Origin of the sequence: Streptomyces sp. NPDC014864 (assembly GCF_043081525.1) — a bacterium.
GTDB lineage: Bacteria > Actinomycetota > Actinomycetes > Streptomycetales > Streptomycetaceae > Streptomyces.
Window position 1 is genome coordinate 1 of record NZ_JBIBWT010000033.1, and the last position, 20,052, is coordinate 20,052.

The window sequence follows — 20,052 nt, forward strand, 5'->3', positions numbered from 1 at the left end:
ACTCGCCGCTCGCTACCGGGCCGGACTCCACCTCGCAGCACTCATCCTCTGGCTCCGCGAACCGAGCCAAGATCATTTGTCAGACAGGTCCTAGCACCGCAGCGAACGCGTCGGCATCGACATGACCGTCGGGGGTGCGGCTCCAGTCGAGTGCCAGCTGTACCTCGCTGGGGCGGGTCTCGCCGTCGGATACCTCAACCAACCGGACCTCACCGCTGAGCGCTTCATCGACTGGTCCTGCGGTCCGCAGGTCCGTGAGCGTCTGTACCGCACGGGAGACCTGGCCCGCTTCGGTCCCGATGGGCTGATCGAACTCATCGGCCGCGGCGACCTCCAGGTCAAGATCCATGGCCTGCGCATCGAACTCACCGAGATCGAGTCCGCGCTGCGGGAGCACCCCGCAGTGAAGGACGCCGCCGTGACAGTGGAACCGGATGCGGCCGGCTCCCCGCTGGTAGTGCTCGGGAAGCTCGTGGCGGCGGTAGTAGGGAGTGTGGACGGTGACGCCGGCTCCAGGGTGCCGTCGAGGAGGACGAACCCCTCCGGCGGCAGCTCGCGCAGGGCCTCGTGCAGGCTCGGGGCGCGCTCGGCGAGGATGTCGACCGTCTCGCTCACGTACCGGCCGGCGGTGGCGGTGGAGACGCCGAATCCCGCGGCGAGCTGGGCCAGAGTCTCGTTCTTGCGCAGGTGCACCAGGACCAGCAGCGGAAGCAGCCCAGCCTGCGCCAGCGGGAGTTCAGCTCACACCTTCGGGCGTAGATCAGCCAGGGAACGTACTCAACGACCTCGAGCGGGACGTCGAGCATGCCCCGATACGGGACCAACAGGGCTCCAGTGTCGAGACGTTGGCGAGTGAGATCACCAGCCGAAACGACCAGGAGCCCTGGCACGTCGGGTCCTGGCCGCCAGCCGTCGTCACCCGCGAACCATAAGGATGAGAAGCGTTCAGTAGGCACCTCTTCTCTTTTCATCGCCCACAGACCGAGTATCACGCGGTGGATCCAGGTTCAGAGACCGCCGACAATCGAGGTCAATCCCATCGGAAGAACCACTGGGGTGAGCTTGCTTGCTCACGTGCGACCTCCTCGATTGAGCCGAATATCTGATCCAGGTCGTAACAATAGGCGTATTGCTCGATCGCGACAGCGGCCACATCACGCGCCGTCTGCGGCGGTCGCCCGACCTCCAGCATCAGGGAGTTGGCCCCTAGGTAGCAGATTGATGCGTCGTACTGCCTGTGCCAAGCGTGTAGGACGTCTACGTGATCCCGGTATGTCAGAGCCGGATGGTCGGGCCCGCCGATCCAGTTCGGCGTGCTGGGGGCTTCCAAGATTTCTGGAAGCCGGGAGCATTCGGGTGCTGCCACAGCGCATACCCACTCAGGCGGACGGGCGAAAACTGCTCCAATAGTCACGCCCGGATGACGCGGAGCCAGCTCACCCAGCCGGCTGGCCAGGTCCTCGGCACCTTCCAAGATGTCGGATTGCGCGGTCACCAGGCGTGTCAGCGTTTCACGGTGATGCTCGTGCGGCAGATCGGCTTCTCCTCCTGGCTGTGCCCACTCCCATTCGCCCGGTCCGTCGTGGCTGATAAACGGCCACCACCCGTACTCATCAGCCAGTGCGTCACGAAGTTCCTTCCATACCTCCCAGCACTTCTCAGGGCCGCACTTCACGCCGTACAGAACGTTGCCTCGCGGCGACACGGCTTCGTCGATAGCGTCGATGCCTAGCCTCGCCACGCGCGAAATGACCGATTTTACTGTCACGTCCACACCAATTTCGTTCGGATTACTCGGCGAGCCGTTGCCCGCTGCAAAGAGCTGCCGCATATCGATGTTGCAGGCGTCGCGCCGCTCTGACTCGAGCGGCGCGACGCCATGCTAGAACCGGTTACGTGTCAGATGGGAAGCGGGAACATGGGGACACGCACAGAGCCCAGGCCCGGCAAGCGGAGCCCAAACCCAGGGAAGGAAGGACCAGGGATTTCCATCCCGCCTCCTCCGCAACCGCCGAAGGAGGCCATCGGCGTCGTTCCGCATCCGCCTCCGCCTCCGCCTCCGCCTCCGGACCCGGACCCGCCACCCGATCCGCCTGAGTCCCCATCGTCGTCACCGGGCAACATGATGGCATCGCCGCCCTGGAGGCCGAGAGCGGTGCCCTTCATCCCGACGCGGACGTCCGTACCACCGAGGATCCGCACATTGTTGAAGCGCAGCCCCCGCTCCCTGATGACGCGTATCAGCGCGTCAATCTTCTCCTGAGTTCCGGATTTGTAGTTCAGGACCACTTCGTCAGCCTGGCCCTCTTTCTTGGTGAGTCCGCGAAAGATCGGCTCGGGACTGTCCTTGTCTCCCTCGGGCGTGTAGATATCGATCGCCTCGATTTTGGTGAGCGTCCCGTTCTTCCAAGTCATCCTGACCAGGTCCGCCGTTCCGTTGCCGCGCGGTTGTCCCTTGATCGGATTGACCGGGCGATACTCCTGACCAGAGCCCCCGTTCGCTCCATTGGAGAATTCGCCGTTCTGTTGCAGCTCCTCGTTCAGGAGGTTCCGGGTGTTGATTTCGTCGTTCGTTATGCCCTTCTCCTCGCCGATTCTGTACCTGTTGCCACGCGAGTCGGTGGCAATATCAGCTTGGAATTCCTTGCTGTACTCGATGCTTGGTTCGATGTACCCACCGCCGCCGCCGTCCAGCATGTGTCCGTCGAGTTCGACGAAGCTGGACGGATTGCCGGCGGCGAAGGCGTAGCGGTTTCCGGTGTAGGGGTCGGCGCCGAGGTTCATGTCGGCGAGGGCGCCGTTGTACATGTCTCGGGTGGTGAAGATGTTCAACCCGGGGTCGTAGTTGCGAAAGCCCATGTCGTAGGTGCCGGACTGGGCGTCCCAGCGCTTGGAGTTGTAGCGGTAGGGGTTGTAGTCCTCCTTGGCCGGGTCGGCGGGGGCGGGCTTGTCGATTCCGGTGAACTCGGAGTCGTCGTCGGAGCCGTAGGCGGTGTAGCCGTACGTGGCCTTGGTGTCGCCGTTGTCGTCGGTGAGGGTTTCGACGTCGGTGTGGCTGTTGTAGCCGTAGTAGCCGTCCTCGGTCGTGCCGTCCGTGTTGTGTTTGACCTGGGACAGGCGCTGGCCCCACGGGCTGTACTGGTACGACTTGGTCAGCGTGCCGGCGACCTTCTCGTCCAGGACCTGGTTGGATAGGCCGAGGTAGGTGTAGTCGGTGGTCTTGCCGGCGGCGGTTTCGGAGGTGGTGCGGTCGAGCGGGTCGAAGGTGTACGTGGTGGACTTCATCGTGCCCGTGTCGTCCCGCTTCTGGGATTCGACGACGTGGTCGAAGCCGTCGTACACGTTGCGGGAGATGATCTGCCCTCCCGAGGTGATCGATTCCTGCCGGCCGAACGGGTCGTAGGTGTAGTCGGCTGTTGTGCCGCCGGTGGTGGTGGTGAGCAGGCGGTTGCGGTCGTAGGTGTAGGTGGTGCTGGTTCCGCCCACGGTCTGGCTGATGACGTTGGCGTTGTCGTCGTGGACGTAGGTCTCGGTGTCCGCGCCGTTGCCGGTCTTGACCGCTTTCGCCAGTCGGTCGGCCGGGTCGTAGGTGTAGTCCGTGGTGGAGGAGAGGTACGCCGAGTGGTTGTCGGCGTTCATCTTCTTCGCGACGTCCTGCGACTTGTTCCCGTTGGGGTCGTAGGCGTAGGTGTGCGAGGCGACGAGGGTTGTGCCGTCCGGCTTCCTCTCGGTGGTGGACTTGACCGGGCCGTCGAGGTAGTAGGTGTAGTCGACGGTGTTGCCGTTGCCCTTCGTTTCCTGCAGTTTCTGGCCGCGGTCGGTGTACGTGTACGACGTCACCTTCGGCGACGCGTCTGTGGCGGACTTGCCGACCGAGACTGTCTTCACCAGGTTGCGCAGGTCGTACGTGTACCTGGAGTACTGATCCGGGTGCGTGACCGTGTCTGCCTGGCCGTTCGCGTCGTACGTGTACGACGTGGCCTTCTTCTCCACTCCGGACAGCGACTCGCTCACCTTCTGGACCTGGTTGAGGCCCGTGTAGGTGATCGCGTACGAGTCGATCTTCGCCGCGGACGAGGTGTCGTCGATCTGGGTCAGGTTGCCGTTGAGGTCGTAGGAGTAGGCGAAGTTGTCCTTCTCCGCGTCGGCCGGGTCACCGCTGGTGTCACGGACGAGCTTGACGGCGTCCGCCGCGACCGTGCCGCCGGTGTTCTGGAACAGCTGCAGTTTCGCCGCGTTGCCCTGCTTGAAGGCGAAGGAGCCCAGTGAGACCCAGGTGCCCTGGTTGGCGGTGGCGTTCTGGTCGATCGTCTTGTCGGCCGTTCCGCCGTCGTACGTCACCGTGTACTTGGCCGTCGTAGCGGCGCCCGTCACCTGCGGGAACTTCACGTATGCGGCGTACGTGCCGTCCTTGGGGATGTTGAGCGTCCACGTGTAGGCGTCCGTGCCGGTGCCGGCCGCGTGGGTCTCGTGGTTGTAGCCCTGCTGACCGGTGATGTCTCCCTTGGTCCAGGTGCCGGTCTCGGAGGTGTTCTGGGTGTCGGAGTTGTCCACCAGGACGACCGACTTGCCCGCTGGGACGCCGTCGTCCGCGCGGGACTTCAGCGAGCCGTCGGGGTAGTACGACCACGTCATCGTGCGGTCCGAGGAGCCGCCAGCCGAGGTCAGGGTCCGCTTGGTCTGCTGACCCAGCTCGTTGTAGTCGTAGGTCGTGGCGATGTCCCACGGGTCCGTGGACGACTTCACCCAGCCGTTGTCGAAGTAGCTGTAGGTGGTGTCGTTGCGGACCGTCTCGCCGTCCGAGGGCGGCAGAGAGGTCTTGGCGACCCGGCCCACCTTGTCGTACGTCGTCTCCGTGTAGACGTTCGGGTCGTTGTAGCGGGAGTCCGCCGGGTCGTAGGGCTGGTACTGCTTGACCGGGCGGTTCAGCTCGTCGTACGACGTGCGGGCCGTGAAGGCGTCGGTGGAACCGGCCGCAGTCGCCCGCGGCGTGAGCACCTTGGTGGTGTTGCCGACCTGGTCGTACTCGTACTTCGTCGAGCGGTACGTGATGGTCGACGTGCCGTCGTGCGGGACCTTGACCTCGGTCTGCTTGCCGCGCTCGTCGTAGGTGATCGTGGTGGTGTTATTCTCGGCGTCCGTGGCCGACGTGACCAGGCCGTCCTTGTCGTAGCCCGTCTTCGTGGTCTTGCCGGCCGCGTCCGTGACGACCGTGGCCCGGTGGTCCAGGTCGTAGTCGGTCTTGGTGGTGTAGTCGGTCGTGTCAGCCGTCGCGTTCTTCTTCGGGTCGATGACCTTGGTGACGTTGCCGACGTTGTCGTACTCGTAACTGACCTTGTCACTGTTCGCGTTGACCACGGACGTGAGCTGGTAGATCTCGTCGTAGTAGTTCGTCGTGACGTAGTCGGTGGTCTCCGTCGTCGTCGCCGTGCCCTTGGGCTCGGTCGTCGTCTCCAGGTTGCCGACCTTGTCGTAGGTGTACGTCGACGTCCGCGGGTCGGTCAGGTTGTTCGCCGGCGCAGTCGCCGAGGAGACCTCGTCCGCGTTGTCGTACACCGCCGTCGACACCGCACCGTTCGGCGCCGTCGACTTCGTGACGTTGTCGTTCTCGTCGTACACCGGCGCCGGTGTGCTGATCACGACACCCGTGTCCTTGGGCACGGTGTTGACCAGCGGACGACCGAACGTGTCGTAGGTCTGCGTCGTTACCTTGCTGTCGGCGTCGGTGACCTGGGTGACCTGGCCGCGCTCGTCGTAGACGAACTTCGTGGCGTTGGACTTCGCGTCGGTGATCGTCGCCGGGTAGCCGGTGGCCCCGAAGTCGCTGTACGTGGTCGGGTTGCCGTTGGCGTCGGTCGCCTTGGTCAGTTCACCGTAGGCGTCGTACTCGTACGACGTGGTGTAGTCACCGGCCGTCGAGGTCGCGACACCCTTGGGGTCCGTGACCGTCTTCAGGTTGCCGAACGAGTCGTAACCGAACTGCCAGGCGCGGCCCGCCGGGGAGGTCTTGCGGAACAGGTCCGCCGAGAAGCCGTCCGCGCGGGTCTGGTACTCGTACTTCGCCGTGTTCGCGGGCCACTTGGTGGAGTCCGTGACACAGGTGGACGTCTGGTCCGGTACGCCTGCCTTGTTGTTCTCCGCGTCGCGCTGCCAGAGGGGGTAGCCGGTCTTCTGGTCGTAGCAGTACGCGGTCTTGGCGCCGTTGTCCTCTTCCAGGTAGGTGATGTTGTTGTCGGCGTCCCAGCTCATCTTCGTGGTCTGGGACTTGGCGTTGGTCGTCTGGACTGGTCGGAAGAAGTCGTCCGTCACGTACTTCGTGGCGTGCGTCTCGGCGTCGGTGACCGTGGTGTCGGTGAACGTGGTGTTCGTGGTGTCGGCGGCGTAGGCGAAGCCGGTGTCACCGTTCAGGCGGTCGGTGATGGTCTTCGTCCGCCAGTGGTACTTCGGGTCGTCCCCGTTCTGCGGCGCGTAGTATGCGAGCTTGGTGTCGTGGCCGCGCGGGTCCGTGGCGGTCACCAGCTTGACGTTCTTGTTGCCCTGGACGGCGTCGTAGGTGAACTTGAAGTTCTTCGGTTGGGACGAGCCGTCACCGTCGGTGAACTGACCGAGCAGGCCCTGCACCGTGTAGAAGAAGGAGACCTTGCGGCCCGAGATGTCCGTGACGGACTTCAGGTGGTCGTAGATGTCCGGGTCGGTCAGGCTCGTGCCCGTGACCTTGGCGCCCGTGCCGTCGATGTAGTCGTAGGACGCGTCGCCCCTCTTGTAGTAGTCGAGTGTCAGGGACTGCCGGCCCGCCGGGTCGGTGACGTAGGCGAGGAACTTCGCCGCCTTGCCCTGGGTCTTGTGCTGCTCGTAGGTGTAGGTCTGCGTGTTGCCGTTCTTGTCGACGACCGACGTCAGGTAGCCGTCACAGCCGAAGTAGAAGCGCGTGCCGTCCGGACGCAGCAGCGTCCAGGCGTCCGGGACCGGGTCCTTGTCCGGGGTGCAGTCCAGGCCCGCCTTCATCGTGATGCGGTAGTGGACGCCCGCGGGGGCCTTCCAGCTGCCGTCGGCCTGCTTGGTGAAGACGTGGGTCGTACCGTCGCCGTCGGGCAGACGGATCTCGGTGGCGTTCTGAACCGGGTTGGGGTGGAAGTCCAGCTGTGCGCCGAGGCGGATCGGCCCGCCCATCTGCGCCGACCAGCCCGCGCCCGTGCCACCGGTGGTGTTGTCGGTGTCCAGCGAGTTGTACGCGAGGCGCGCGAACGTCGTCAGACCCCGGCCCGGGTTGCTGAACACGTTGTACGCCCAGACGGTGTTGCCGGTCGCCAGGTTGTTCATGACCGTGGAGCCGGCGCCCGTGTTCTTGCCGGTGTAGCTGTAGAACTTCTCCAGGCCGAGGGCGTTGGAGGTGGGATCTTCTACCGCCACGTTCTGTTTCAGCGTGGGTATGCCGCCGGTTCCTGCGGACAGCCAGCTGCCGTCGGAGACCTTTTTGACGTCCCAGCCGAGTACGTACTTGGTGCGCTTGCTGCCCGAGTCGGAGTTGATCGGGGTCTTTACCTGCGCCTGGATCGTGGCCGACTGGCCGGGCGACAGTGCCGGGATGGCGGTGGAGAGCTGGTTGCCGCCCGTCGTGGCGTCCGTGCCGTCGGGGAGCTGCCATGTGTATGACAGGACGCGCTCACCGGCCGCCCACGCGTTCGACGTGGTGTTGGTGACCGTGAAGTCGACCGTGTAGGTGGAATTGGGGGTCATGCGGGCCGGGGTCTGCGGGGCGTAGTACGTGTCGTCCGTGGTGGAGTCGACGTAGATCACCCGCAGCAGCGGGCCGAGCTGGGGGTCAGGGGCCTCCGAGGCCAGGAAGAGGGAGCGCTCCTGCGGGCCCGTGGTCGACTCGTCCTTGAGCTTGACCAGGGCGCCGTGGTTGGAGGTCGGCGTCTTGATCCAGCCCTGGGTCAGTGACGTGGCGTCCCACCAGTGCCGGCCCACTTCCGACACCTGCGCGACTGTGTCGGAGACGGTGCCGGAGTAGTCGCCGCCCGCCGCTGTCCAGGCCGTGCCGGTCGCCGCGTTGTTCCAGGTGGCTTGCGTCTCGTTGAAGTCCTTGTTCAGGCCGTGGAGTTCGTAGATCGCGCCGTTGGTGTCGGTGGTGGTCTCCGCACCCCACATGAACAGCCGCGACTCCAGCACCGTGGCTGTCGTCGGGATACTCGCCGTGGTGAACTTCATCACCGCGCGGGCCTTGCCGTAGGTGGTGGAGTTGTTGCCCACCTCCAGCCACTTCTGGCCCACCCCGAAGGAGGAGATGGTGTCCTCGTTCGTGGTGGGCTGCCCCGACGACAACGTGGTGTCCGTGACCCCGGACGTGCCCTGGATCAGCCGCATCGTGCGGCCCGCCTTCGGCACACCCACGATCCGGGTCGGCGAGCCCAGCAGCTGACCGTCCTTCGTCTTCACCGCCAGCTGGTAGTAGTACGACCGCCCGATCTCCACCGACGACGAGTCCGGCGTCGGAGTCGCGGTGGTGTCCGTGTACGCGGTCGCCGACTTGTCGACCGGCGCCACCAGGGTGGCCGCGGACGGCGTGAACGCCTGCTGGGTGGAGCGGTGCAGCTGGTACTCGACGATGTCCAGATTCGGGTCACCAGTCTTGTTCGAGTACGCCTTCCACGACAGCTCCGGGCCCGTGCCGTGGACCACGGTCGGGGAGTTCAGCGTGGTGCCGACCTTGCCGTACGTCACCGTCAGCCGCGGGATCGTCGCCGTCTCGCCGCCGTAGTCGCCGTCGCCCGCCTCGTAGCGCGGGCCACCGGTCGGGGCTGTCGCCGACTCGTCCGTGGCCTTCAGCACGAAGCCGTAGTTGGTCGCCGTGCCGTTCACCCACTGCTGGACGGTGTCGGTGACGGGGAACTTGTGCCACTGGTTGTACTCGCCGGTGTTCTTCACGATCGACGCAGGGTTCACCCAGCGCACCGCGTCCGCGATCACCGCCGTCGAGGCGTCCGTGTCCTTCAGGACGACCTTGCCGGCCGTCCCCTTCGCGAAGTTGATCTGCGAGCCACCGTGCAGGGAGGCCCACACCCCGCCCGTGCCGGCCGTCTGGTCCACCGTGTAGGTCGCGGTGGGGTCGCTGCTCGTCACCGTGTACGGCGCCGCCGTGGACCGGTCGGTGTACTGCACATAGTGTGCGTCCACCCGGTAGGAGGCCGTCTCCGGCAGGTTCGGCTGCCAGGTGTAGGTGTCCCCGAGGACCGCGTCCTTGTTGTACAGGTAGTCGCCGTCGATCCCGTACGACTGCGACCCCGGCTTCCACGAGCCGACCGCCGCCGTCGTCCCCGGATCCCCGTCGTCCACCTGAACCGTGGTGCCCGACAGCTCACCCACAAGACCACTGGTCTTGTCCCAGGTCGCCGACGTCTCGTCCCACGTCCCGGTCGCCCGGTACGCACCGATCGTCACATCATTGGCGTTGGTGGTGTGCGCCTGGTCGAAGTACATCTCCAGACGCGCCGAGTCGATCTTCGTACCCGACGGGATCTCACTCAGCGGGAACTTGATCAGCGAACGGGCGATACCCGTGCCGGTCTTTCCCGCCGACAGTTTCCAGGAGGTGTTGAAGTTCGTCGCCGGCTGGTCCGACATGACCATCGTGTCCTGCGAGTCCGTCGGCGACGGCGCGATCGTGATCGTCGGGTCGATCACCACCGGATACTGACGGTCCTTCGACGCGAGCCACTTCGCGTCCGGCGTCACCGTCAGCTTCCAGGACTTGCCGGCCTTGGTGAGCTTCTGCGTGACGGCCGTGCTGTAGGTCCTCCCGAAGACGGACCGGTCCGCCTTCTTCGCGTCCGTCATGAACGGCGCCGGGATCACCATCACCGGGGTGTGCGGCAGCTCCCCGTACAGTGCGACCGAACCGTCCTTGCGGGCCCTGGGCACCAGTCCGTCGGTGTCGAGGGTGAACGTGAACCTCAGCGGACCGCTCGGCCGCTTCGCCAGGGTGATGTTCTCCTTCACCCGGCCCGGACCGACCCCGTACTCCAGGTCAGCGCCGTTGATCGCGTCCTTGTACGTGACCGTCGAACCCTTCACCGACGGCCTCAGCGCTCCGTGCGCGCCCTCCAGGCCCAGTGTGACCGTACGGCCGTCCGGCGACCGGAACCGCACCATGCGGCCCGCGTGCGAACCGAACCAACTACGCCCCTCATTGGTCGTGTTGGCGTAGTCGAAGCCCTTCGCATCCGTCGCGTGGACGGCGGTGTCGATCGGCTTCCAGGTCGCCTTCCCGCCCGTACCCGAGTGGTACGACGTCGGCACCGCCGACAGCTCTGCCTGCACCCGGCCGTCCGACATCTGCCAGAACCGCGCGGTCGACGTGCGCCGGCCCTTCAGCTCCTTGACCCGCGTGGCCTTCGGCGCGTTCTTGCCCTTCGGCAGTTTCTGCCGGTCGGCCACGTCCAGCTCGTCGTGGGACGGCGGCTCGGCGAGAGGGTGACCGTCGTCCTCGTCGCCGAACAAGCCCTTGATGGTATCGACAATCCCTTTTCCGCCACCGTCGTCCGATTCGGACGCCGCATAGGCGAATTGCGGCAACGCGGTACTCACCACCGCGGACACCGCCAGGCACGCGACAAGCCTGCCCAATCTGGGTTTCACTGCCAGCCCTTTCCTGTTGTCAGACGCAATAAACATCGACCGAAAACGGCCGGCCAGCTCATGAGGAGAAGGCCAGACGTAGCGGCGCGGCAGTTCTAGACGTGTACATGACGGCACGTCAAGTGATTGCATATTTCGGGCAGTTCACGCAACACTCTAAAACGGTTGCCCGGTTTATCCGGACACTGGCGAACCTTGCCGGCCGTCCTGTATAAGAGCCTGGATCCAGGAATTCCGACGCAGGTACGCGAATTCCGATCGGCCGAACAAAAGGGACTATTCATGGGCACTGAAGAGCGGGAAACCATGGCGGACGACGCCGGAACCGAGGACACGGGCGGAAAATCCGGACCCCGTGCCCTTTCACGCATCCGCCCCGACCGCACCGGTCTCCTCATCGGCGCCGCCCTGCTGGCCGCCTGCGGCGGACTCGTCCTCTACGGCGTGCTCGACACCACCGACAAACCCGAGAAGCCCCTCGTCCCGACCGCCGCCGTGACATACGAGGTCACCGGCGAGGGCACCGCCGACATCGCCTACCAGGGCCGCAGCGAGGCCGGGACCGCCACCGTCGACCGTGCCGTCGCGCTGCCGTGGAGGAAGACCGTTCAAGTGCCGCTCGGCAAATCTCCGTTGGTCTCAATCACGCTCGGCGAGAAGGGCGGCCAGGCCAGCTGCTCGCTCGCCGTGCGCGGCAAGCACGTCCAGACCGCCTCCGCCTATGGCAGGTTCGGCCGCGCCACCTGCCAGTCCGAGCTCGCATCCGCGACCCGGGATCAGCCGGGCGCCGCTGGATGAGTGCCCTGGGTCGGAATACGTGTCGTCACGCGGTCGCCACCTCGTTGTCCTCAGCGCGGTTTCCCTGTCCGCCCGCAGCCACGTCGAGATCTCAACCGACTTGTCCGGCAGCGTCGTTCCGCGCGGCACGCTGCACACCGTCCCCTTGCCGGCCGATGCCAATCCGGGGCGCCGCGAGCTGCCGGCGCACGCCACCGAGCCGTTCCGCCTGGTCGGGATCACCTAGTCCGACGCCCGGGCCGAGTTCGACGGTACGCCCCTGACGCTGCCGATCTACGGCGGCCGCCCCGTCCCGCCCCTGATGATCTTGGAGCCGCTCGGGGTGTCACAGGCTGCGGACTTCCTCGCGAGTGTCTCCTTCGACGATTTGTGGAGCATTGCCGGCGCCAAGCTCCGTGGCTGGGGAAGCGACGAGGTGCAGGTCAGGCAGGAGTTCCTCGGCCATCACAGGGACCTCCGGGGGTTCTACGGGCGGGCGGCGGCAGCAGGCCACGCCGTGGTCAAGGCGGTCTGGGCCTGAGAGGGTCGGGCAATGCTGGACGCGCAGCCCCCGGAAAGGTTGTACGCATCTCGCGACCTTCTTGTGTGGTACATGACACGCATGTGCACCTGTGATGTTCAAGGCCCGGTATCCGCTTGATCAACGAGGGGGAATGCGCTCCTGTGTTCCCCCGTCTGGCGGAGGGGGAGCTGAACCGTGGCTGAAGTGGACGAACGGGTGCCGTGCGCAGTCGAGATGCGTTCGTACGCAGCGGGCTTCCTGGCCCGCATCACCACCCGCAATCGGCTGCCCCTGGACTACTCCGAGCGCAGTCTGCGGGTCGTCGACTTCCTGATCGACGGGCTCCGCAAGGGCGGGACCGACCGGGCAGGTGCCCGAAACGCGCTGCTCGGCCTCGGGGCGTACGTGGGTGAGGTGCTCGTGCGCCGCGCGGGGGCGGTGTGGGTGGACTTCGACGCGGACCAGCGCGGCTACTTCGGGCAGCCGGTCGGTGTGCGCATGCCGGACGGGCGGGTCTGGAACCCCCTCGGCAAGGTCGTCAACCGCTTCGAGGTGGGCGGTCCCGAGGAGTCCCTGCAGACCTTCTACCTGATCCTGCACGGACGGGCGCGGAGGACCGCGGCCCGATGACCGGCCGGCAGATCGTCGACGTCGCGTACGGCGAGGAGTGGGACTCCGGACGCGGAGCCGTGCTCGACCCGATCGGAACCGCGGCGGCGGCAACCCGGGATGCCGCGGGACTGCCCTACGCGGTGGTGCTGCGACAGGCAACCAGCCCGAAGACGATCGTCGTGCTCGTGGCTTGGGAGAGTCACTGCCTCGGGCTGTGGGCGTACGACGCCCACGGGCGGCGGTTCCTCGAAGAGGATCTGCGGCGGCTGGACGGGCACCGGCTCTTCCTGATTTACCAGCGAGGCTGGGCGTACGCGGACGAAGGGGAGCGGGAGTTCGCGTCGGACGCAGGACGGGTGACGATCGCCCTTCGGCCGGACGGGCGCGATACCCGGATCGTCGAGCCGCAGGGCGACAAGGGCGGCTCGCTGCACAACCGCGGGCGTGCCCGAGGAACGGCGCTGGTTCCCCATGCCGGCCTTCGGGCAGTGGCAGGATCTGTTCCACGGCCGCGGCTCCGTCGGCCGTGGCAAGCCAGCAGAGCGATGCGCAGTTGCGCGTCAGCATCAGTTCGCCCCAGCACCAGGCGAGCGCGCCGGCTGGCTCGTCCGCCAGGGCCGCCGCCGCGTCCTGCACCGTCAACCGCATCACGATCAACCGCTTCAGCGAGTGCGAGTGGGTCACGGTCCACGTCGACGTCGTCAAGGTCGTCAACGGGCGGCCGGTCCTGGAAGGCACCGCGGACTTCAGCGTCAAGCACCAGATGACGTTGAAGGCCAACAGCGCCAACTGGAGCGAGAAGTTCACCGTTTCCAAGGCGAGGACCACCGGCAAGGGCAAGGGCGTCCACGTCAACGTCTCCGCCAAGTCCGGCGGCGGCACCAAGGCCACCGTGCACTTCCCGCAGGGCCACACCCTCGACAGCGCCGCATCCGGCACCGTCTCCTACACGACCGGCGCCATCGCCCGAAAGAAGATCAACCCCAAGGCGAAGACCACCTACGGCTACACCTTCACCAAACCCAGCTACAGCCCCGGCAGCGTCTCCTACGCCTCCGCCACCTACCGGTGCGACAACTACTACGGCACCACCGGCTGCGCCATCACCGAGGCACCCACCGCGATCAACCTGATCACCCTGCCCCGCATCTCCGAAGGCATCCGAAAACTGCGCTCCCGCGGCGGCCACTACGGCGACCCCAACGGAGGCAAACCGCTGCCCTGGATGATCAACGCCACGCAGCAGAAGAAGAACCGCCAGGCCGTCTGCTCCGTCCCCGTGCCGACCGACATGCGACGCGCCGGCCGCACCTCGTGCGACGAGTACCCCTTCGCCTCCACCTACGAAGGCGGAACCCACCTGCCCGCCGGCCAGCGCACCATCACCTGGGTCAAGAAGAACGAGAACGACGCCCAGGGCGCCAACATCACCAACTGGCGCCGCCAGTTCCACGTCATGGACCACGACCCGTTCTACGTGATCGCCTAACCGTCACACTGAGCTAGACCAGGGTGTCCCCTCCGGCTCGCCTCCGGAGGGGACACCCTGCCCTGTAGAAGGAGCACCATGCTGGTCCACGAAGCGGCATTCACCATCGAGGTGGGAGAAAGCGGCTACCTCATCGGCTTCACCGAACACGACGACTACCCCGCCGAAATGCCCTACGGCTGGCGCTGCGGCCCAGCCGACCCCGCCAGCGCCATCGTCCTCACCACCACCGACACCGGCCCCCTCCACCTGACCATCCAGATCCACGACACCCCGCCAGCCCTCGAGACGGACAACGCACGGGAGCCCGCGGAGGAAATGAGCCTGCTGGCCCACAACCCCCAGCTCCGCCTCGAGACCCTCGAACCCGGCGACATCCTGGACGCATGGCCACAGGGGGAACCTCCTCTCCAGATCCCACCCACCGAAGGTCACGGCTCGGTGCGAATGCGCCTGCACTGCCACGCCGACGACCCCGAACCCGGCATCGGCGACCACGGCGAGCGCCACCTGATCCAACTCTGGCGCGCACCGCACACGCCCCCGCTACACCCCGAGATCAGCGAGGCGGATCGCCAGGCCCGCGCCGAGTATGCAGCGGACAGGGCCAGGGCCGTAGACGACTACACCACCACGTACAGCTACACGTATGGAGAAGAACAAGGCTGACGCCCGCAGCACCAGATTGAGCACGCAAGGCATCGCCCGCCGGTGTCGTCAGGGCTGCGCCGACCGTGACGATGGTTGGGACGGCCACAGTTGCTGAGCGGCCCCGAAGAAGAAGGCGGCGAAGAAGGCATCGGGGCGACGGCCGTGCAGCGCATAGCCCAGCACGCTGGCAGGGACTCCGCCTGCCGCACCGGCTGGTGTCTCCCTCTTTCCGGGGCCGGTTGCCTTTCCAGTAGTGGGCGTGACCTTGTGGGCTCCGGGTACGTTGCTCTGTCATGGACGACGACGGCCTCTTCGATCTGCAGGCAGCGGATTTCGCTCCGCTGCAGACCACCGGTCCCCGACTGGCGCTGCTGACCTTGGAAGAGGCACACGACCTGCTGCGACTGCTTGTGACCATCGCACAGGAGGCTGGGCCGGTCTCGCTGGAGGCGGACCGTCTGGCGCGGGAGATCGCCGCCCGTATCCCCTCCGAGAACTGACCCGAGCCCGCCCCTGGCCGAGACGAATCCAGCCGCGGACATGGCGAAGGTACGGCGGCCGCGCAGCCCAGCGACCCGCCCGGCGCTCTAACGGTCAGATCTCCCGTCCTGCTGAGCGCCGCTTGACCACTCCCAGGTATCGTCCGCCGCCGCGCCCGTCGATGTTGGCGTATGGGGCGAAGTCGAGCTCGTCCCAGCCCAGCTGGATGAGTGTCACGCCACCAAGCAGGTATGCGGTCGGCAAGGTCAGCAGCGGGCACGCGCGTGCCAGATCGGAGGGGGCCGTCAGGCGGCGATTGTGACAGTTGCCGTCTGCCGCGCCCGCTCGGCGTCGGCGGAGCGTTCCTCGCCCCCCCACCACATTCTCGAACAGTGCCTGCAGGCCGAGCCGCAGGCTGACACCGTCGCTGTACTGGCCCGCTGGGCCGCCTACCTGCACCTGACCAATCGGGGTGGCGCACCATGCCTTGGCCGGGACGGTTGCCCTGACGTTGACCGTCCCATTTATCCGGTGGCTGTCGTCTATCACTTTCGGGTAGTGGGAAAGGCTTTCGCCTCGTATCTCTTGTATTGAGTGCTCGTGGGCGGAGCGGTTTTCTGGCTCGGGGTGTGCAAATGTGCTCTGGCTGAAATTGTATGTTCGCCGTCCAATCTGGGTTGCCTTCTCTGCGTGGCGTGGCGCCCCCTGCTTGGCCGCTCGAGATGCTGGGGTCCGGCCTGCTCAGCGCGACCTTTTGTGGCGGCTGAGCTGCGGTTTCACCTGCTTTCCGGGCGCATGCCGCTGCGTGGAAGGCTGCAGCAGGTGTCGCTGGGTCGGGCCGAGAGTCGGGCGGGCTGGCGAGCATCCGAAAAGGCGGCAAATGGTGTCCTGGGCCGTGAGATACCCAGCTGTTGAATCTTCTCCGGAGTTGTCGCTTTTGCGGCGGCACTGGGTGGCCGGATCTTTGCGTTCAGGCCGTGTGTGCCCCCCAGGAAACTGGTGTGATGTAGGGCACATTTGATTGACCGTCATTCTTAATTTCCTTTTAACTTTGCGGGGCCTTTACAAGATCCACATATGGGGGGACTCCGTGAAGTCGGAGTGGGGTTTCGTGGTGCCGGGGTGGAGGGCGCGCAGAGCGCGCGGCCTGCTGGGGGGTGTCGCGGCTGCGCTCGTGCTGGCGGTGCTGCCTGCGGTGCCGGCTCGGGCAGCGGTATCTGTCTCGGCGTCAGCCGACGCAGACCCGGGCGCGGTGGACGAGTCCACAGCTTCGGCTCAGGCCCAAGCCTCTGGCGAGCCAGTGGAGGCAACGGCGGATCGGACCGAGTACTCCACGACCCGCGCAAATCCGGACGGCTCGTTTACTTTGACGCAGTCCACCACGCCTCAGCGCGTCCAGCAGCGAGACGGCAGCTGGGGTGCGGTCGACCCGGTGCTGGAGCGCCGGACTGATGGGCGCATCGCTCCAAAGGGCGCGGTGGTGGATGTGTCGTTCTCCGATGGCGGAACCGGATCGGACATGATCCACCTGGCCGAGGAGGGGCGGTCGGTCACCCTCGGCTGGCCCGGATCTCTCCCCGAGCCAACCCTTGACGGCGCAACGGCCACCTACGCCAACGTCTTCGACGGGGTCGACCTGCAATTGACGGCCACGAGTGAGGGCTACCGGGAGGTCCTGGTCGTCAAGACGCCCGAGGCGGCGCAGAATCCGGCGCTGGAGCAGGTCAAGCTCGCCGCAGCCGGAGATGGCCTGTCCGTGGTGGCCGGTGCGGGCGGCGGTCTGCGGGCCGTCGACGAGGACGGCAACGCGGTCTTCCGCGGACCCGCAGGACAGATGTGGGACTCAGCCGGTGACACCCAGTCAGGCACGCAGACACAACTGGTGCGCTCCGATGCCGCCGCTTCCGCAGATGGAGTCGCGCAGGACGATCCGTCTCAGCCGGGGGAGGGGGATGCCACGGCGGTGCTGCCGGTGAAAGTGGACGAGGGGTCGATCGCCGTCCATCCGGACCTGGATCTGCTGCGTGGTACGGACACCGTCTACCCCGTCTACATCGATCCCTCGGTCGGTCTGGGTGTCTCGGAGCGCACGAAGATCTCCTCCGACGGTGACAAGTTCTGGATGTTCGACGGCGACAAGGGCGTGGGCAAGTGCGGGAACGCCGACGGCTACTACTGCGGTGGCGGCTACGTCGACCGCATGTACTTCGAGTTCGCCCCCACGAAACTGGCCGGGAAGTACGTGCTGGACGCCACCTTCCGTGCGAAGGAGACTTGGTCCTTCAACTGCGATGCGCACTGGGTCGATCTGGTACGCACGGACAACATCTCCGAGGGCACCAGCTGGCCGGGCCCCAAGCAACTGGATCTGATGGGCGACCGCTACGTCTCCGCCGGACGCGGAACCCTGTGCAGCCCGGACCAGCCGGATGCGTGGATCGAGTTCAACGACAACCCCGATGAGACGGACGAGAACCTCAAGAACACGGTGCGCTCCTTCGCCGACGGCAAGATGAGCCGGCTGACGCTGATGCTGCGCGCCAAGGACGAAAGTGACGCGCGGGCCTGGAAACGTTTCGACGACGGCGCCGAGCTGCAGGTCACCTTCGCCTACAAGCCTGGTGTTCCCTCCTCCGTCGGTGTCATCCCCGGCAACCTCACCACGGCCTCCTGCTACAAGTCCTCCTCCGACCCGCTCATCGTGACCCGCAAAGACCCGATGGTGCAGGCCCGCGTGCAGACGCTGGTCGAGGCTCACATGGGCGATGAGGAGGGATCGCTGCAGGCCGAGTTCGTCGTCGAACGAGGTGACGACGCCTCCTGGCACCAGGTGTGGACCGGGTACATGCCCAACCCCGGCTGGGACCCAGACGAGACACTGGAAAAGATGCGCATGAGCGATCGCGCCGATGGCGGCCTGTACCGCTACAAGGCGCGGACGCAATCCCACTGGTCGTACGCCGGCAAGAGCGGCGACCTATGGTCCTCCTACAGCTCCTGGTGCTACTTCAAGGTCGATTCATCGGCGCCGAAGGAGCCCCGCATCACCGCCGGTTCCCCCTACACCGAGTGCGGCACCACCTGCGAGGGCAACGGAGGTCCGGGGGTGCCCGGTTCCTTCACCTTCCAGCCGAACACAGCCGACATCGATGCAAGCGGGCACACCGACATCACCGCCTACGAGTGGAAGCTGCTGTCCACGCCTGCCCGGCAGGTCACTGGCGGTCTCAAAGTCGACGTCAAGGACGTGACCCCTCCGCTGTCCGGCACGCAGGTGCTCTCGGTGCGGGCCAAGGACGTCTACAACCGATGGGGCACACCGCAGGAGTTCATCTTCAAGGTGGCACCCGCTCAGGGCCCGGTGGGACGGTGGCACTTCGACGATGCGGCCCCCAACTCGGGTGTGACGGTGGCGAAGGACACGGCATCGGAGGGGACCCGGCACGACGCCACGCTGTACACCACCCATGCCGGCTGGTCGACTCTCGGCCGCCGCGGTGACAACGACTACTCCCTGTACCTGAACGACGGCAGCACTGACACCGAACGTGACGGCTACGCGGCCACGAGCGCACCGGCTGTGAACACCAAGGACTCCTTCACTGTCTCAGCCTGGGCCTACCTGGCCGACGCCTCACAGACCCACGTGGTGCTGTCCGCACCCGGCACGAACGCGTCGGCGTTCACGCTCTACTACTCCGCCAGCTACAAAAAGTGGGTCTTCAACCGCACAGCCGCTGACGTCAAAGACGGAGCCGTCTACCTGCGGGCGATCGCCGACGCCGCAAGCCCGCCGCTGAACGTGTGGACGCATCTGACGGCCGTCTTCGACACCAAGAACGACACGGACAAGACGAACGACACCATCCAGCTGTTCGTCAACGGCCGCCCCCAGGGCCAGCCCACCGTCCTGAACGCGCAGTCCGCCGATTACCAGCCCTGGACATCCACGGCCGGTCTGCAGTTCGGCCGCTCACTGGTCGGTGGCACCTACGGTGAGCACTTCCGCGGGCGCCTGGACGAGCTCGCCGTGTGGCAGTACGCACTCAGCCCCGCGCAAGTCGCTCAGGAGACGCAGCTCACGCAGGACGGCATCGCGGCCAATGAACTGGTGGCGAACTGGGACGCCACCTCCTCGACCGGCACTCAGGTCAAAGAGCTGACCCCCTACCCTGCGCCGGCCCTGTCCCTGTCCTCCGCGGGGGCCGTGCTGGATCTGGACAACAACGCCCTCGTCCTGGACGGGACATCGGGCTACGCCTCGGCAACCGGGCCGGTGACCGACGAGACCGGCTCGTTCACCGTCTCCGCCCGCGCGAGGCTGGATGCCGACAAGCTGGCGGCCAAGCCGGTCGGCTACCAGGCACAGGTGGCAGGACAAGCCATTGGCGGCGAGTCTTCCTGGGCGCTGTGGGTCGTCAAGCCCGCCACCGACACCTACCAGTGGAAGTTCACCCGCTCCGCCGTCGGAGCGGACGGCAAAGTCACCCAGAGCGCGGAAGTGGCCGCGGGCGACCTGGCCGAGCTCAACACCGGTGTGGACGTCACCGGCGTCTTCGACGCGCAGGAGACCTGGCAGTGGACCGATCCGGCCGATGGGTCCAAGACCGAGGACCGGATGGGCCGACTCCACCTCTACGTGGGAGGTATCGAGCAGCCCGGTGAGGACGCGTCCGGGTTCTCCGCAGCCCAGCAGGGCACCGGCACTCTGTCCGCAGGCCGCGGCACAGCCGGCGGCTCCACCGGCTACTACCTGCCCGGCTCCCTGGAATCTCTGCGGGTGTGGACCGGCGCCATGGCAGCCGACCAGGTGCGCTCCCAGGTCCTCGAAGCACCAGACACCGTCTGACACACGATGCCCACGGCCTGATGCCGGCGGCCC

11 protein-coding genes and 1 pseudogene are annotated in these 20,052 nt (G+C 66.3%); 7 read left to right on the forward strand and 5 right to left on the reverse strand.

Annotation, left to right across the window (positions count from 1 at the left end; all coding sequences use genetic code 11):
• Positions 1-79: 79 nt before the first annotated feature.
• The 4 genes and pseudogenes from ACF1A5_RS32965 to ACF1A5_RS32980 all read right to left on the reverse strand — a co-directional run bounded on the left by ACF1A5_RS32965 (position 80) and on the right by ACF1A5_RS32980 (position 9,630).
• Entirely contained in the window at positions 80-349 is a 270-nt protein-coding gene (locus ACF1A5_RS32965; protein WP_392196532.1) for a hypothetical protein, read from the reverse strand.
• Between the two features lie 158 nt (positions 350-507).
• Positions 508-806 (reverse strand): annotated as a pseudogene (locus tag ACF1A5_RS32970) (transposase family protein); the annotation flags it as partial.
• A gap of 224 nt (positions 807-1,030) precedes the next feature.
• A complete protein-coding gene (locus ACF1A5_RS32975; protein ID WP_392196519.1) occupies positions 1,031-1,831 on the reverse strand; it encodes a DUF4253 domain-containing protein in 801 nt (266 codons plus the stop codon).
• A gap of 68 nt (positions 1,832-1,899) precedes the next feature.
• The gene (locus tag ACF1A5_RS32980) at positions 1,900-9,630 is read right to left on the reverse strand and encodes a DNRLRE domain-containing protein (RefSeq protein WP_392196529.1); all 7,731 of its coding nucleotides are present in this window, start codon (positions 9,628-9,630) and stop codon (positions 1,900-1,902) included.
• Between the two features lie 1,290 nt (positions 9,631-10,920).
• On the opposite strand from ACF1A5_RS32980, the gene ACF1A5_RS32985 reads away from it, so the two are divergent.
• The 6 genes from ACF1A5_RS32985 to ACF1A5_RS33010 all read left to right on the forward strand — a co-directional run bounded on the left by ACF1A5_RS32985 (position 10,921) and on the right by ACF1A5_RS33010 (position 15,190).
• Positions 10,921-11,436: a hypothetical protein gene (locus tag ACF1A5_RS32985; protein WP_392196520.1), complete on the forward strand. Its 516-nt coding sequence runs from the start codon at positions 10,921-10,923 to the stop codon at positions 11,434-11,436.
• Positions 11,437-11,758: 322 nt separating this feature from the next.
• Positions 11,759-11,956 (forward strand): hypothetical protein, encoded by a 198-nt coding sequence (locus tag ACF1A5_RS32990; protein WP_392196521.1) that lies wholly within the window; start codon positions 11,759-11,761, stop codon positions 11,954-11,956.
• 216 nt (positions 11,957-12,172) lie between these two features.
• On the forward strand, positions 12,173-12,568 hold the full coding sequence (locus tag ACF1A5_RS32995; protein ID WP_392196530.1) for a hypothetical protein: 396 nt from the start codon (positions 12,173-12,175) through the stop codon (positions 12,566-12,568).
• A gap of 508 nt (positions 12,569-13,076) precedes the next feature.
• Positions 13,077-14,039, forward strand: coding sequence for a NucA/NucB deoxyribonuclease domain-containing protein (locus ACF1A5_RS33000; protein WP_392196522.1), 963 nt, complete (start codon positions 13,077-13,079; stop codon positions 14,037-14,039).
• Positions 14,040-14,117: 78 nt separating this feature from the next.
• Complete coding sequence (locus ACF1A5_RS33005; RefSeq protein ID WP_392196523.1) at positions 14,118-14,708, forward strand: hypothetical protein; 591 nt, start codon at positions 14,118-14,120, stop codon at positions 14,706-14,708.
• Between the two features lie 275 nt (positions 14,709-14,983).
• A complete protein-coding gene (locus tag ACF1A5_RS33010) occupies positions 14,984-15,190 on the forward strand; it encodes a DUF6417 family protein (protein ID WP_392196524.1) in 207 nt (68 codons plus the stop codon).
• A 94-nt stretch (positions 15,191-15,284) separates the two neighbouring features.
• On the opposite strand, the gene ACF1A5_RS33015 is transcribed toward ACF1A5_RS33010, so the two are convergent.
• A complete protein-coding gene (locus tag ACF1A5_RS33015; RefSeq protein ID WP_392196525.1) occupies positions 15,285-15,719 on the reverse strand; it encodes a hypothetical protein in 435 nt (144 codons plus the stop codon).
• A 1,573-nt stretch (positions 15,720-17,292) separates the two neighbouring features.
• Between ACF1A5_RS33015 and ACF1A5_RS33020 the strand changes: the two genes are divergently transcribed.
• Entirely contained in the window at positions 17,293-20,019 is a 2,727-nt protein-coding gene (locus ACF1A5_RS33020; RefSeq protein WP_392196531.1) for a LamG-like jellyroll fold domain-containing protein, read from the forward strand.
• Positions 20,020-20,052: the final 33 nt, after the last annotated feature.